13 protein-coding genes and 2 tRNA genes are annotated in these 14,648 nt (G+C 67.3%); 6 read left to right on the top strand and 9 right to left on the bottom strand.

Going from position 1 to position 14,648, the window contains the following annotated elements:
* Positions 1 to 100 precede the first annotated feature (100 nt).
* The 3 genes from ARTH_RS06805 to ARTH_RS06795 all read left to right on the top strand — a co-directional run bounded on the left by ARTH_RS06805 (position 101) and on the right by ARTH_RS06795 (position 2,010).
* A complete protein-coding gene (locus tag ARTH_RS06805; protein WP_011691202.1) occupies positions 101 to 1,324 on the top strand; it encodes a multidrug effflux MFS transporter in 1,224 nt (407 codons plus the stop codon).
* Between the two features lie 30 nt (positions 1,325 to 1,354).
* A complete protein-coding gene (locus ARTH_RS06800; RefSeq protein ID WP_011691201.1) occupies positions 1,355 to 1,534 on the top strand; it encodes a hypothetical protein in 180 nt (59 codons plus the stop codon).
* Positions 1,535 to 1,599: 65 nt separating this feature from the next.
* Positions 1,600 to 2,010, top strand: a complete 411-nt coding sequence (locus tag ARTH_RS06795) for a hypothetical protein (protein WP_011691200.1) — start codon at positions 1,600 to 1,602, stop codon at positions 2,008 to 2,010.
* 57 nt (positions 2,011 to 2,067) lie between these two features.
* Here ARTH_RS06795 and ARTH_RS06790 read toward each other — a convergent pair.
* From ARTH_RS06790 to ARTH_RS06765, 6 genes are all read right to left on the bottom strand, one after another.
* Positions 2,068 to 2,140 (bottom strand) — tRNA-Asn (locus ARTH_RS06790).
* A gap of 126 nt (positions 2,141 to 2,266) precedes the next feature.
* A tRNA-Asn gene (locus tag ARTH_RS06785) sits at positions 2,267 to 2,339 on the bottom strand.
* 114 nt (positions 2,340 to 2,453) lie between these two features.
* On the bottom strand, positions 2,454 to 4,340 hold the full coding sequence (dnaG, locus tag ARTH_RS06780) for a DNA primase (RefSeq protein ID WP_011691199.1): 1,887 nt from the start codon (positions 4,338 to 4,340) through the stop codon (positions 2,454 to 2,456).
* 64 nt (positions 4,341 to 4,404) lie between these two features.
* Positions 4,405 to 5,694 carry a deoxyguanosinetriphosphate triphosphohydrolase gene (locus ARTH_RS06775; protein WP_011691198.1) on the bottom strand — a complete coding sequence of 430 codons (1,290 nt, stop codon included), beginning with the start codon at positions 5,692 to 5,694 and terminating at the stop codon, positions 4,405 to 4,407.
* Positions 5,687 to 6,865: a tRNA dihydrouridine synthase DusB gene (dusB, locus tag ARTH_RS06770; protein WP_011691197.1), complete on the bottom strand. Its 1,179-nt coding sequence runs from the start codon at positions 6,863 to 6,865 to the stop codon at positions 5,687 to 5,689. Before dusB ends, ARTH_RS06775 begins: the two co-directional genes overlap by 8 nt.
* Before the next feature lie 74 nt (positions 6,866 to 6,939).
* Entirely contained in the window at positions 6,940 to 8,439 is a 1,500-nt protein-coding gene (locus ARTH_RS06765; protein WP_011691196.1) for a YibE/F family protein, read from the bottom strand.
* Between the two features lie 218 nt (positions 8,440 to 8,657).
* On the opposite strand from ARTH_RS06765, the gene ARTH_RS06760 reads away from it, so the two are divergent.
* From ARTH_RS06760 to ARTH_RS06750, 3 genes are read left to right on the top strand one after another with little or no spacing between them, the layout of a single operon-like run.
* Complete coding sequence (locus ARTH_RS06760) at positions 8,658 to 9,386, top strand: alpha/beta hydrolase (protein ID WP_011691195.1); 729 nt, start codon at positions 8,658 to 8,660, stop codon at positions 9,384 to 9,386.
* A 2-nt stretch (positions 9,387 to 9,388) separates the two neighbouring features.
* The gene (locus ARTH_RS06755) at positions 9,389 to 10,201 is read left to right on the top strand and encodes a DUF1295 domain-containing protein (RefSeq protein WP_011691194.1); all 813 of its coding nucleotides are present in this window, start codon (positions 9,389 to 9,391) and stop codon (positions 10,199 to 10,201) included.
* A 1-nt stretch (position 10,202) separates the two neighbouring features.
* Positions 10,203 to 11,066 (top strand): lysophospholipid acyltransferase family protein, encoded by an 864-nt coding sequence (locus ARTH_RS06750; protein WP_011691193.1) that lies wholly within the window; start codon positions 10,203 to 10,205, stop codon positions 11,064 to 11,066.
* Between the two features lie 61 nt (positions 11,067 to 11,127).
* Here ARTH_RS06750 and ARTH_RS06745 read toward each other — a convergent pair whose 3' ends face one another.
* From ARTH_RS06745 to ARTH_RS06735, 3 genes are all read right to left on the bottom strand, one after another.
* Positions 11,128 to 12,138, bottom strand: a complete 1,011-nt coding sequence (locus tag ARTH_RS06745) for an N-acetyltransferase (protein ID WP_011691192.1) — start codon at positions 12,136 to 12,138, stop codon at positions 11,128 to 11,130.
* A 2-nt stretch (positions 12,139 to 12,140) separates the two neighbouring features.
* On the bottom strand, positions 12,141 to 13,526 hold the full coding sequence (locus tag ARTH_RS06740) for a glycine--tRNA ligase (RefSeq protein ID WP_011691191.1): 1,386 nt from the start codon (positions 13,524 to 13,526) through the stop codon (positions 12,141 to 12,143).
* A gap of 123 nt (positions 13,527 to 13,649) precedes the next feature.
* On the bottom strand, positions 13,650 to 14,639 hold the full coding sequence (locus tag ARTH_RS06735) for a DMT family transporter (protein WP_043429570.1): 990 nt from the start codon (positions 14,637 to 14,639) through the stop codon (positions 13,650 to 13,652).
* Positions 14,640 to 14,648 lie beyond the last annotated feature (9 nt).

Raw genomic sequence — 14,648 nt, 5'->3', positions numbered from 1 at the left:
AAAACTATCATTCAGGTTCGGCCCCTTCTTCGGCTAATAACCCGTGGCGCGCCCTCCAACGCTGTAAAAGTATGATCTGAGCGCCATAGGATTGGTCCCTGTGAGCATTCCCGCCAATCCGGGCGACTCCCTGAGCCGCAACCGGAAAATCCTGTACATCCTCCTCCTCGGCGCCCTGACCGCACTGGGCCCTTTTACAATCGATCTCTACCTCCCGGCATTCCCCGCCCTTGAGGCAAGCCTCGGGGTGTCCGAGGCTGAAGTGCAGCTCACGCTGACCGGTACAACCGTGGGCTTTGCCCTGGGGCAGCTGGTGGTGGGGCCGCTGAGCGACAAGTTCGGCCGAAGGCTTCCGCTGATCCTTGCCACCGCCCTGCACATCACCGCCTCGCTCGGCGCAGCGCTGTCCACTGACCTGGCCACGCTGGGACTGTTCCGGGTCGTGATGGGCATCGGCGCCGCCGGTGGCGGCGTGGTGGCCATGGCCATGGTGCGGGACCTCTTCACGGGCTACGCCATGGTGCGGATGTTCTCCCGGATGGCGCTGGTCAACGGGCTGGCCCCGATCCTTGCGCCGGTCATCGGCTCGCAGCTCCTGCTGGTTATGCCCTGGCCGGGCATCTTCTACTTCCTGGCCGGCTACGGCACGCTGGTGATCACCGCCGCCATCCTTCTGGTGCGCGAAACCCTCCCCCGCGAACTCCGGGGTAAATCGGGCCTGACGGCGGGCCAGCGTTACAAACTGCTCTTCTCGGACCGGATCTTCGTGGGCCTGCTGCTGCTCGGCGGCATGAACTTCGCCGGGCTCTTTGCCTACCTGTCCGCCTCCCCCTTCCTGTTTCAGGATGTGTACGGGTTCTCGCCCCAGGAGTACGGCCTGCTTTTCGGAATCAACTCGCTGGGCATCGTGGCAGGCGTGCAGACCAGCTCGCGGGTTATCCGGCGGGTTCCGCCGCAGTGGATCCTGGCCTGTTCCACCGCCTGGATGTTCCTGATGGCAGTGCTGATTGTCATCTTCGACCAGCTCGGCCTGGGGCTCTGGGGCGTGATGGTGCCGCTCTGGTTCTACATCCTCGGCACAGGTTTCACCTTCCCCTGCGTCCAGGTCCTGGCACTCTCCAAGCACGGGGCGCAGGCGGGAACGGCGGCGTCGCTGCTGGGAGCAGCAACCTTCATGATGGCCGGCATAGTCTCCCCGGTGGTGGGCTGGTTCGGCGACATCTCGGCAACCGTCATGGGCGGAGTCCAGGCCACGAGCATCCTGCTGGCCGCAGCGGCACTGTGGCTGGTGGTCCGCCCCCGGACGGTCCCCTCCATCCACTAGCGCGCGCATCCCTCCCGGTACGCTGGAGCCATGGCCAAACGACTCAACCGCAACCGCAGGGGGCTGTTCCTCGGCGCGGTGCTCGGCGGCGTCGCCGGCTACTTTGCCGGGAGGACGATGGGCAACCCGGCGATGGGCATCATCCTGGGGGCGATCGCCGGCTCCGCACTGCTCTACCGGGTCAATCCCGGCCCCTGGAACCGGCCCTGACACGTCTCGGGCGAACGGGCTTAGTGGCCCTGTTCCGGAAATTGCCCGCGCGATAAAGTTGTTCTGTGCCCGACTGGCAGCAGCATCATCCGCCCCTTCCGGCCACCTGGCAGCGATGCGACACCGGCATCCTGCCCCTGTGGTGGGAACGGTTGTGCGCACAGACCAGTCCGCAGTCGGCAGCACTCTACGCGGCCGGACTTTTCACTGAGGACCGGCGCCGTCCCATCGCCCAGTGGTTCAACCCCGCGTTCAACGCTGCGCTCCTGGTTGCCCCGGAGACGTCCCCGGAGTGGCCCGTGCAGCGGTTCGGTATCTTCTATGCCCCGCCGAACAGCGGCTTCACCAGGGTGCATTCAGCGCCGCATGAATGGCATCCCCGGGAGCCGCGGAAATCTCCCACCGAGGAGGAGGCGTTCCGTGCTGCCATCGATGAGGCAGAACGCTTCCTGCAGGTGGAGATGGACTTCGTCTGAAGCCTGAATAAAAAAGGACCCCGTGGCCGGCTGTTCGCCGGCCTCGGGGCCCGTCCGCTCCTCCTGCTGGACTTGAACCAGCAACCCTTCGATTAACAGTCGAATGCTCTGCCAATTGAGCTAAGGAGGAATGAAGCAGGTACGACATTAGCAAAGGTTTTGCCCCAATGTGAAATCGGCTGCCACAGCATGGAGGAATACCCCGCCCGGGTATAAAAAAGTCCCCGTTCCGGTGGCCCGGAACGGGGACTGTGCGCTCCTCCTGCTGGACTTGAACCAGCAACCCTTCGATTAACAGTCGAATGCTCTGCCAATTGAGCTAAGGAGGAATGAAGCGGGTATTAGCCTAGCAAACACACCGGCCGGAAGCGAAATCAGAAGTGAAATCGGGAACCCGCGGCGAGCGGCGCCGCACTTCTCCGGGCGGGTTCGCGCAGCTGAGTTCACGCATCGGAACGCAGTGAACGGCGCTCCATTTCCAGAAGCATCAGCTCACGGTTCAGCCGCTGGAACTCTTCAGGATGGGACGAGGCATCCAGCCTCTGCAGCTGCCCCATCTTGTCCGCCTTGACCCTGGTGATCTGCAGTTCGAACAGCCGCGCGAGGATGTCCCGGCAGTACCTGAGCACGCCTTCCGCGTTGCTTGCCGGCAGCGGCACCACGGCGAGCTCAGAAACCAGCGGACGGAGGGGCTCCGGCACTTCGTTCATCACCTGCTCCACCCACCGCACGGGATCGCCGGTCAGCCCCGGCCCGGAGGCGCGCATGGCGTCGTGGACGGCCTGGTAGGCAGGGGTCCGGAACCCCGCCGCACTGAACCGGTCCCAGGTCCCGCCAGCCAGCATCGCGGGCTCTTGGAGCGCCACTTCCAGCGCCTGGCGCTCCATGGACGCCACGGGGTCCCGGGGGTCCGGCCTGTTGAAGGACGGCACAACGCCCGACGCCGGCAGTTCGGCAATGCCCGGCGCTGCGCCGCTGCCTGCGGGCGTGTCTCCCTGGGCAGCCCGTTTGGCGGCGACGGCCACCGCGCGGCTGACCTCTTCGACTGGCATGCCGAGCCACCCTGCCAGTTCCCGGGCGTACCCGGGGCGGATACCTGCGTCACGGATCTGGGCCACCACCGGGGCGGACTCCCGCAGGGCCGCAATGCGGCCCTCGACGGTGTCGAGGTTGTGCCGCTTCAGCGACGCCCTGATGGCAAATTCAAACAGCGGACGGCGGCTGCTGATCAGGTCACGGACGGCGGAGTCGCCCCGGGCCTGCCGGAGGTCGCAGGGGTCCGCGCCGGTGGGTTCCACTGCAACGTAGGTCTGCGCGACGAATCTCTGGTCCTCCTCGAAGGCGCGCAGGGCGGCCTTCTGGCCGGCGGCATCGCCGTCGAAGGTGAAGATGACTTCTCCCCCGGTGCCGTCGTCGGACAACAGCCGCCGGGCGATCTTGATGTGGTCGGCGCCGAACGCGGTTCCGCAGGTGGCCACTGCCGTCGTGATCCCCGACAGGTGGCAGGCCATGACGTCGGTGTAACCCTCCACCACCACCAGCTGCCGTTCCTTGGCGATGTTCCGCTTGGCGAGGTCGATGCCGTAGAGCACCTGGGATTTCTTGTAGAGCGTGGTTTCCGGGGTATTGAGATACTTGGGGCCCTGGTCGTCCTCATAGAGCTTCCGGGCGCCGAATCCGATGGTGTCGCCGGCGATGTCACGGATGGGCCAGATCAGGCGGCCGCGGAACCGGTCATAGATACCCCGGTTGCCTTCGGAGAACATGCCCGTCAGCTTCAGCTCGGCATCCGTGTAGCCCCGGCCGCGGAGGTGCTTGAGCAGCGCGTCCCAGCCCTGCGGGGCGTAGCCCACGCCGAACTGCTCAGCAGCCGTCCGGTCGAAGCCGCGGCCGTGCAGGAAGTTGCGGCCCTCCGAGGCGCCGGGAGTCAGCAGCTGGGCGCGGAAGAACTCGTCTGCCACTTTGTGGGCGTCCAGGAGGCGCTGGCGCTTGCCCACGTCCTCCCGGCTGGGGCCGGTGCCGCCGTCTTCGTAGCGAAGTTCGAAGCCGATCCTGGCCGCCAGCTTTTCCACGGCCTCATGGAACGAGGAGTGGTCCAGCTTCTGGACAAAGGAGATGACGTCGCCGTCCTCGCCGCAGCCGAAGCAGTGGTACCTGCCCACCTGGGGACGGACGGTGAACGACGGCGAACGCTCATCGTGGAACGGGCACAGGCCCTTGAAGGAGCCCAGCCCGGCGCCCTTGAGCGTGACGTAGCCGTCCACGACTTCCTTGATGTCCGTGCGCTGGCGTACTTCGTCAATATCTTCGCGTTTGATCAGCCCGGCCACAGAGCCATCCTAGTCCCCGGGTACGACGCCGGTTCGCCGGTTATGGTGCCCGTCACCGGCGCGATTACCAAAGCGACGGCAGGCTGCCGACCAACCGCTCGTACATAGCCAGCGCGGAACCGTCGGTGAGTGAGGCAACCTGGTCGATGACCACGCGAAGGCGCGCGCCGTCGTCGGCCGCGTCCCGCCAGTCGGCCGCGAACATCGGCTCGAGGTGGCGGTCTCCGGTGGCGTTCAGTGCCGTCACCAGCGCATGCAGGACCTCGCGCTGGCGTTCGTAGATGGGCTGGCGGTGCTCGGTGGTCATCACGAACGTTGTGGCCAGGCCCTTCATGACCGCGATTTCCATCACGGTTTCGTCCGGGACCATCAGCTCGGCGTTGTAGCGGGTGAGGTCCTCGGGGCCGTACACGGCGCGGGTTGTCTCCAGGGCGCTCTGGCAGAACCTGCCGATCAGCTGGCTGGTCATGTCCTTCAGCGCGGCCATCGCCTTGCGGCTGCCGTCGGCCTCGCGCACCCAGACGTCCGTGGCCTCCAGCCGGGCCAGGGCGGCATCAATCGCAGCGGGGTCGTTGTGCGGCAGGTACCACTGCTTGGCGTACCCCACGACGCGGGCGCGGTGGTCCGGATTGTCCATCCAGCGCAACTGGAAGTGGCCTGCCACTATGGCGTCCTCGACGTCGTGCACTGAGTAGGAGATGTCGTCCGCAAGGTCCATGACCTGGGCCTCCAGGCAGGACCTGCGCTCCGGCGCCCCTTCCCGGATCCAGTCGAAAATGGGGAGGTCGTCCTCGTAGGCACCGAACTTGCTGGTCCGCTGGCCGTGGATCACCGGGGCATTCAATGCCGACCACGGGTACTTGGCCGCGGCGTCAAGGCTGGCACGCGTGAGGTTCAGTCCGGCCGGGGTTCCGTCCGCAGCCAGGACTTTGGGCTCCAGCCGGGTCAGCAGCCGGAGGGTCTGGGCGTTGCCTTCAAATCCGCCGATGCCGTGCGCCATCTCGTTCAGCGCGGATTCGCCGTTGTGCCCGAACGGCGGGTGGCCGAGGTCGTGGCTGAGGCAGGCGGTGTCCACGACGTCGGGGTCGCAACCCAGCGTCCGGCCCAGTTCGCGGCCCACCTGGGCCACTTCCAGGCTGTGCGTCAGCCGGGTCCGGACAAAGTCGTCAGTGTCCGGGGCAACCACCTGGGTCTTGGCGCCCAACCGGCGCAGCGCGGACGAGTGCAGGACGCGTGCCCGGTCCCGTTCGAAGTCGGAGCGGTAGGTGGTTTTGGGCGGTTCCTCCACCCAGCGGGCGGAGTCGTGGGCTTCGTAGCCCGGCAGCACGGGTGCTGTGGTCCGGGTTTCAGCCACCTGACACGTCCAGTTCCGCGGCGGAGATGTCCTGGGACTGTTCGGCGTTCAGCGCCCGGGATTCCAGCCAGTCCTTGGGCAACGCCGGCCTCTTGGGCGAACCGGCGCGGCCGCGGGGGCCTTCGGCGTCCGCACCCGGGTACGGGGAATCCTGGTCCAGCTCGGCCAGCGTATCGCGCAGCACCTGAAGGCTGGTGACCAGGGCAAGCCTGGTGCGCAGTTCCCCGCCCACCACGTATCCCTTGAAGTACCACGCCATGTGCTTGCGGATTTCCCGCAGGGCCTTGCCTTCGTCGCCGAAGGTTTCCACCATCAGTTCCGCGTGCCGGTAGACGCCCTCCGCCACTTGCCGCAGGTTCGGCCTGTGGCGGGTGTCGCTGCCTTCGAAAGCCGCCTGGAGATCCCCGAACAGCCAGGGCCTGCCCTGGCAGCCGCGGCCCACCACCACGCCGTCCACGCCGGTCTCTCGGACCATGCGCACGGCATCCTCGGCGGACCAGATGTCGCCGTTGCCCAGGACCGGAATGTCCGGCAGCGCTTCTCGCAGCCGGGCGATGGCGGACCAGTCAGCCTGGCCGGAATAGAACTGCGCCGCGGTGCGGCCGTGGAGGGCGACGGCGGCGACGCCGGCATCACGTGCGATGCGGCCCGCGTCGAGGTACGTGAGGTGGTCCTCGTCAATGCCCTTGCGCATCTTGATGGTGAGCGGGACGTTGCCCTTGGACGCCTCTTTGACGGCCGTCTGGACGATCGAGGTAAACAGGTCGATCTTCCAGGGCAGGGCTGATCCGCCGCCGCGCCGGGTCACCTTGGGAACGGGGCAGCCAAAGTTGAGGTCGATGTGGTCCGCCCGGTCCTCCTCGACAAGCATCCGGACCGCCTGCCCGACGGTCACGGGGTCCACGCCGTACAGCTGGACGGAGCGGACCTTTTCGTCGTCGTCGTGGGAGATGATCCGCAGCGACTCGGGGGTGCGCTCCACGAGGGCACGCGAGGTGACCATCTCCGCCACGTACATGCCGCCGCCGTATTCACGGCAGAGCCTGCGGAAGGCGGAGTTGGTGATGCCCGCCATGGGGGCCAGGATCACGGGGGTGTCCACCGTGAGGGGTCCCAGCTTCAGGGGCGGGAGTTCCAGCTTGGGGGCGGGAGGAGTCGCTACAACAGTCACCCGTTCATTGTCTCAAAGCCGGGCAAATCGGCGAGCCGGCCACCGGATGGCCTCTCCGGCGGGGGCGAATCCTGCTATTCCCCTTCTGCGGCCCGTCTCGCCCGCCGGCTGCCGGGCATGGGTTCCGGAGCGGGCTCACGGGGCGTCAGGGAATCCGAGGGACGCGTCCGTGCGCCGCGTGTGACCGCAGCGGCCGCCGCGAGCGCGCCGGTGTCCCCGACGTCGTCGGCCGTCACGGGAGGCCGCCCGGAAGCGTTCCGGCCGGACGCCGTGCCGGCCGGTGCCGCGGCGGCACCGGGCCTGATCCCGGTGGCCTTGACCACCAGCACCGCGATCAGGGTGGTGACGGGGATGGCCAGCACCAGTCCCACGGAACCGACGAGTGTCCTGATGACTTCCTCGGACAGTTCAGCGCTGGTCAGCGCCTCTCCGAGCGGGCGGTCGTACAGCATCACGATGATGAGGATGGGCAGCGCCGCCCCTGCGTAGGCGAAGGCGATGGTGTACACGGTGGAGGCGATGTGGTCGCGGCCGATCCGCATGGCCGAGGAAAAGAGCTGGCGGGCGCTTGTCTCCGGAGCCAGTTCGTAGAGTTCCCACACCGCCGAGGACTGGGTGATGGTGACGTCGTTCAGGACGCCGAGTCCGGAAATGATCAATCCGCACAGGATGATGCCGGAGATGGAGATATTGTCCGAAATGTTCGCCAGCGTGGCGGCATCATGGCTGCCCACGCCGGCCAGGTTTGCCGCGTCGGTGGCCCAGGCCGCCAGGAGCGCCGTGATGCCCAGGCCGAACATGGTGCCCAGCAATGCCGTGGAGGTTCGCGCCGAGAAGCCGTGGGCAAAGTAGAGGACCCCGATCATGATCACAGTGGATCCCACCAGCGCCAGCAGCAGGGGCGGTTTTCCCTCCACGAGCCCGGGCAGCATGAACGTCACCAGCACCGCGTAGGCGCCCACAAGGCCGATCAGCGCCCGCAGCCCGCGCCAGCGCGCCACGGCGATCACCACGGCGGCGTAAAGGACGGCCAGAAGGATGATGGGCAGGGTGCGGACGAAGTCCACGAAGATATAGGCAGGCGCACCCTGACCGGACGCGCCCTGGGCGTTGGAGAGGTTCAGGTACCGGATGTCGTCACCGACCTTGACGCCGTGGGACTTCACCACGTCCGGGTTGATCACCACCTTGACCGGGTTTCCGCCCTTGTCCGGCTCGGTGAATGCGAAGGTGCAGTCATTCCCCGGCTGCGGGGCATCCTGGGCAGTGCCCTGCCCCGGGCCGGGCTGGGCGGTGGTGTTTTGGCCGGTAGTGCCCTGCGTGCAGCTTTCCACCACCACGCGCTGGATCGTGCCGGTATCGAAGGTCACGCCGGGGGCGGCCGCGTACGGGCTGGCCAGCTTCAGGTCCGCCTTGTTCCCGGACGGCCACATCATGACCATGGCTGCCAGGGTCAGGAGCGTCAGCGGAATAAGCACCGCCGCGAGGAGCCAGTTGGCCCGTTTGCGCGCGGCGAGGGCCCCGGGTGTCGGAACCGAATGGTCTGTGTGGCCGTGCGAGTGTCCGGCACCCATCAGCAGTAAAACCTCATGCCTGCACTTTACTGGGAACCACGGCATCCTCCGGCCGCCAATCTTCGCGGACTGCCGCTCCGAACACCGTGTGAAAGCCCGGAACGCGGGACGCCGGGCTCTTCCGGCTGCGGCTGGATGCCGGAAGGGCACTGAACAGCGGAACTAAACACGGGAACCCGTGGGTTTATAACTGTAGGACGAGGAGTCTGGAGGCCCGCATGGGTAATCGCAGGAATGACGACGGAAAAACCAAACCCGTACTGACGGTGCGCGAGGCCGCGGGCGTCACCCGCGGCGTGGCACTGGTGCTGCACGGCGGCCGCTCGCACAGCTACGAGCCCGTGGAGGCCCGCCACCTGAGCCCTGCCCGCATGGTGCCCTTCGCAAAACACCTGCACCGGGCCGGCGGCAGCCACGGACTGGCGGTTTGGACGCTTCGCAACAGTGTCCGGGGCTGGAACGGCCCGGACATGTCACCGCTGCAGGATGCCAGGTGGGCCCTCGCCCGGATCCACGACGAACACCCGGGTGTGCCCGTGTACCTGCTGGGGCACTCGATGGGTGGGCTCACCGCAATTTGCGCAGCCGACGATCCCCAGGTGGATGCGGTCGTGGCCCTGGCTCCGTGGCTGAGCGCCGAGACCCCGGCCGGGAATGTCACCGGGCGCCGGGTGCTCATTGTGCACGGCACCACGGACCGCTGGACCAGCCCCGCCGCATCGCTGAAATTCGCCCGGCGCGCCTCCGCCGGGGCCAAGGAGCTGCGCTATGTTTCGCTGGCGGGGGCCGGCCATTTCATGTTCCGGAAGGTCCGGCTGTGGCACACTCTGGCAACCGGCTTTGTCCTCAAGGCGTTTGCCGAAACCGCCGACGTGGAACTGGACGGCGGCCCCGGGTTTGACGCCCTGCTGCCCGCAACCGACCCCGGTATCCCGGTAGTGCTGTGACGATGGCCGCTTTTCCCCTGAACGAATTCCTGGCGAGCCTGCCCTGGACGGCACTGGCCGTGGCGTCCGTCCTGGCGGTCACCTTCGCCGTGGCCGTGGCGCAGCGGAGGCACTCCGTCATGGACGTGGCCTGGGGGCCCGGATTCGTTGCCGTCGCCGCGGTCTCGTGGCTGCTCTCCGCCGGAACGGGCGACGACGGGCGGCGGCTCCTGCTGTTGCTGCTGACGGGCGTGTGGGGCCTCCGCCTCGGTGCCCACATCGGCTGGCGCGCCCGCGGCGGCCACGAGGACCCCCGCTACGAGGCGATGCTCAGCGACGCCCCTGGCTCCCGCAATGTGTATGCACTGCGCCGTGTCTACCTGCCCCAGGGCATGGTGATGTTGTTCGTGTCCCTCACGGTTCAGGTGGGAATGTTCGCCACCGGCGCGCCGGGCTGGGTTGCCATCCTGGGAGTCGTGCTGTGGGTGGTCGGCTTCGTGTTCGAAACGGTGGGCGACTGGCAACTGACACAGTTCAAGAAGGATCCGTCCAGGAAGGGAACGGTGCTCAACACGGGGTTGTGGCGTTACACCCGCCACCCCAACTATTTCGGTGATGCCGCAGTCTGGACCGGACTTTTCCTGATAGCCGCGGACTCCTGGCCCGGAATCCTGACCGTCCTCTCCCCCGCCCTTATGGTCTGGGCCCTCGCAGGCAAGACCGGGAAGCCGCTTACGGAGAAGGCGATGTCCGCCCGGCCGGGGTACAAGGAGTACGTTGAGTCGACGTCGGGCTTTGTCCCCTGGCCTCCTCGGCGGCCGGCAGGCGGCCGCTGAGATGGCCTGGCGGCCGAAGTCCAACGACCGCTTCTACCGCGTCATTGTCCGCACCGGGCTGGCGCTTCGCCGGCTCTTCGGGATCCGTGTCATCATCACGGGCCGGGAACACCTGCCGCCACCAGGGCCGCTCAACGGCTCGTCGCGCCAGGTGGTCCCGGGCGAGGGGGCCGTGGTGGCCATCACCCATTTCGGGTACCTGGATTTTGCGTTTGCCGAGCTGCTCCTGTGGTGGAACAACCGTGCCGAGATGCGCTATCTGGTCACCCAGGGCGCGGCCGACCACTGGTTCGCGGGTCCTGCCATCAGCGCTGCCGGGCATGTTGTGGTTCCCTACGGTTCGGGCGGCGGCGCCTACGACACCGCCGTCGCGAAACTGCGCGAAGGCGAATACATCGCCATCCTCCCTGAAGCGGGCGTCAGCCGGAGCTTCACCGTCCGCGACTGCAAGACCGGAGCCGTGCGGATGGCGGCGGAAGCCGGCGTGCCGATCATCCCCGTCTCGGTCTGGGGCTCGCACCGGCTGATGACCCGGCACCACGGGTTCTCGCCGCTTCGCGCCTGGCGCGCGCCGGTACGGATCCACGTGGGCCAGCCCCTGCTGCCTGCGGACCTGCCGGACCCTGCCCACGACGCCCAGCCTGCCACCGACGAGCTGATGAAGATCCTGCAGGCCGGGATTGACGCCGCCATCGCCGATTTTCCGCTCACCCCCCGGCCCGGGGCCTGGTGGATGCCCGCTCACTTGGGCGGCGGTGCCCCCACGGAAGAGGAACGCCGGCGGCTGGATCAGGCCGAAGGGCCGCGGCGCGCGGGCGGACGGAAGGCTCAAAAGGCCGCGGCGCGCGGACGGCAGAAAGCTTAAACGGAACGACCCGCAGTAGTCACCTACTGCGGGTCAGTCTGGACTATCAGCAGGCCGGAGCCTACGCGGGGTCGGAAACCACCAGGGTCTCTGTGCCGCGGAGGCTGGCCTTGCCGTCCTCCAGCAAAGGTTCGACGACGGCGCGCAAGGCAGTCATCGAGTCGTCCAGTTCCAGCACCACGGGATGCTGGAACGCGATGAGCGCCAGCAGGTCGCGGACGGCGGAGCGGGCTTCCTCCTCGGACAGCTTCGGCTCGTGGCCGACAAACACGTCCGTGGGCTGGACCGATGCGGCCCCTCCGCCGTCAGCCGCCGCGTTCCCGCCCCCGGGGGCCAACTCCGCGTAGCTAATGGCAAACGCCTCAAGCCGGCCCTTCCGGCTGGCCGGGACGCCCGGGCCGAAGGCGCTGGCCTTCGGTGCACGGAGCACGATCGCGCCGTGCGCCCCGCTGAGCTCGTCGAGGAACAGCCGCTGCACGGTGCCGATGCTCAGCTCGCCCGGGCTGTCCCAGCCGTGCACGGCCGTGTAGTACCGGCCCACCACGTCACTGAGCTCCACCGAGCCGGTGGCGAGGTCCTCGATCTGCTCCGAGGCCGCGGCCTCGGACCCGTCGCCGAAAACCGGCAGCTTGAGCGCCCCCGGCTCCACGACAACAAGCCGTGAGCGCTGGATGGGAACCAGGCCGGCAGCTTCGGCGAACGCGGCTCCCGGGGTGCCCGGTTCCACTTTGGTCCGCAGCCTGGACACGCCCGACGGCGCCTGGCCGGCTTCGTGCCGGAGCATGGTCAGCAGCGTGGATCCGACACCCGCACGGCGGTGGTCCTTTGCCACCTCAATGTAGGACCAGAGCCGCTCGGGATGAAGGGAGGCTTCATGGACCACGGCCGCCGCGACCGGGATGGCCACGCCGTCCACGACGTCCTCGGCCACGATGCAGCGGCGCCACGGCGAGTTGCCCGAGGGCGCCAGGGTGCCGCGGAACTGCCGTGCCTGCTCGGTCTCCGGGCCGCCCCAGAGTTCAAGCAGTGCAAGGTCATCGCCGTCGCGCCATTCACGGTATTCGATGGCCATGCTCAGGCGCCGATCAGCCGCGCGGCCAAGTAGCCCTCCACCTTGTCCAGGGAGACTCGTTCCTGGCTCATGGTGTCGCGTTCGCGGATGGTGACGGCCTGGTCCTCGAGGGTGTCGAAGTCCACGGTGATGCAGAACGGGGTGCCGATCTCGTCCTGGCGGCGGTAGCGGCGGCCGATCGCGCCGGCGTCGTCAAAGTCGATGTTCCAGTTCTTGCGCAGCTGCGCGCCCAGGGCCTTGGCCTTCGGGGACAGGTCCTCGTTGCGGCTCAGCGGAAGGACCGCGGCCTTGACGGGGGCCAGGCGCGGGTCCAGCTTCAGCACGGTGCGGACGTCCACGCCGCCCTTGGCGTTCGGTGCCTCGTCCTCGGTGTAGGCGTCAATCAGGAACGCCATGAAGGAGCGGGTCAGGCCGGCGGCGGGTTCGATCACGTACGGGGTGTAGCGCTCGTTGGTGGCCTGGTTGAAGTAGCTCAGGTCATGGCCGGAAGCCTTGGAGTGCGTGGTGAGGTCGAAGTCCGTGCGGTTGGCGATGCCTTCCAGCTCGCCCCACTCCGAGCCCTGGAAGCCGAAGCGGTATTCGATGTCCGTGGTGCCCTTGGAGTAGTGGCTCAGTTTCTCCAGCGGGTGCTCGAAGAAGCGCAGGTTTTCGGCTTTGAGGCCCAGACCGGTGTACCAGTCCATGCGTTCCTTCATCCAGTACTGGTGCCACTGCTCGTCCGTGCCCGGCTCGACGAAGAATTCCATTTCCATCTGCTCGAATTCACGGGTGCGGAAGATGAAGTTTCCGGGCGTGATCTCGTTGCGGAAGGACTTGCCGATCTGGCCGATGCCGAACGGCGGCTTCTTACGGGACGTGGTGAGCACGTTGTTGAAGTTCACGAAGATGCCCTGCGCGGTTTCCGGGCGCAGGTAGTGCATGCCTTCTTCGTTGGCCACAGGGCCAAGGAAAGTTTTGAGCAGGCCGGAGAATTCCTGCGGCTCTGTCCATTCGCCGCGGGTTCCGCAGTTGGCGCAGGCGATGTCCTTCAGCCCGTTTTCGGCCGGACGGCCCTTCTTTTCCTCGTACTCTTCCTCGAGGTGGTCGGCACGGTAGCGCTTGTGGCAGGAGAGGCATTCCACCAGCGGATCGGAGAAGACCTCCACGTGGCCGGAAGCTTCCCAGACCTGGCGGGGAAGGATCACGGAGGAGTCCAGGCCCACCACGTCCTCGCGGCCGCGGACCACGGACTGCCACCATTGGCGCTTGATGTTTTCCTTCAGCTCGGCGCCGAGGGGTCCATAGTCCCAGGCAGAGCGGGAGCCACCGTAGATTTCACCGGCCTGGAAAACGAAGCCCCTCCTCTTGGAGAGTGAGATGACCTGGTCGAGAACGGATTTTGCTGCCATGGGGAACTCCAATTTCTACAGGGCCGCTGGGTGCGGTCCGCGCGGTTTCTAGGCCCCTGTGCCTGGCGGTTGCCGGACGGGGCGGTACGAAGGAAAGATGTGCAGGAAGCTGCGTGTCCTAGCCTACCGGCCCGGCTGCCGCTTGAGGGCGCCGCGCGGCCAGGGAAGGGTGGCCAGGACAATCGCGCCGAGGGTCAGGACCGTGCCGAGCACTGTGGGCAGGGCCACCACGGTTCCGGGTGCGGGGAAGGCAAGATCCAGGCCCAGTGACCCCAGCAGCTGGCCCGCAATCATGCCCAGCCCGGTGACCAGCACCCCGAGGCTCCGGACCAGCAGCGCGCCCAGCCCGATGAATGCGCAGCCCATGGGCCCGCCCAGGTAATACCACCACTCCGCTGGGAGTCCGTTGCCCGCCCCAGCCACAGCCAGCTTGATCAGCCACGCCAGCCACAGCACTGTGGCACCGGAGATGAAATTCACCAGGGTGGCCGCGATGGGTGTGCCGTAGTGCACCGTGGCGGTCCCGTTCATTGCCTGTTGGAAACTCATCAGGAACCCGGCAATAACCGGCAGGAGTACCGGCAGGAACAGCTGGGCCGGCTCCGCACCGCCGGCGCCCGCACCGCCAAACCGCGGGGACACTGCCCATGCTACGGCCGCGATAGTCAGCACGGTGCCCAGCACGCGTATGCCGGTGACGGACTTCTTACCGGCGGGGCCGATGCCGAGCCGGTCCACAAGCAGCCCGCTCAATGTCTGCCCGGTGACGGTGGCTACCGTGAACAGCGCCACACCCAGCAATCCCACAGTGAAGGACTGGGCAAAGACAAAGAAGGCGCCGATGCCGCCGGCCATCACGTAGACCGGCGGAAACCGGCGTTCCCGGAGCGCGGGCAGGATCTGGGCCAGGCCGCGGCGCCCCCGCGGCAGGACCAGCGAGACCACGATCATCACGATGAGTCCCGTGGTGAAACTCACCACGGCCGCGGCGATGCCGTCGTTCAAACGGGCGCCCAGCGCACCGTTGATCCGTCCTTGGACGGGGATGGCGAGTCCGGCGGCTACGGCCATCGGCAGTCCTGCAATGAGAGGGAGACGGGGTGCATGGGTCACTGGATTCAC

The sequence above is a fragment of the Arthrobacter sp. FB24 genome (genome assembly GCF_000196235.1).
Lineage (GTDB): Bacteria > Actinomycetota > Actinomycetes > Actinomycetales > Micrococcaceae > Arthrobacter.
The sequence above is the reverse complement of the archived record's forward strand: the minus strand, read 5'-3'. Positions and strand labels throughout refer to the sequence as shown.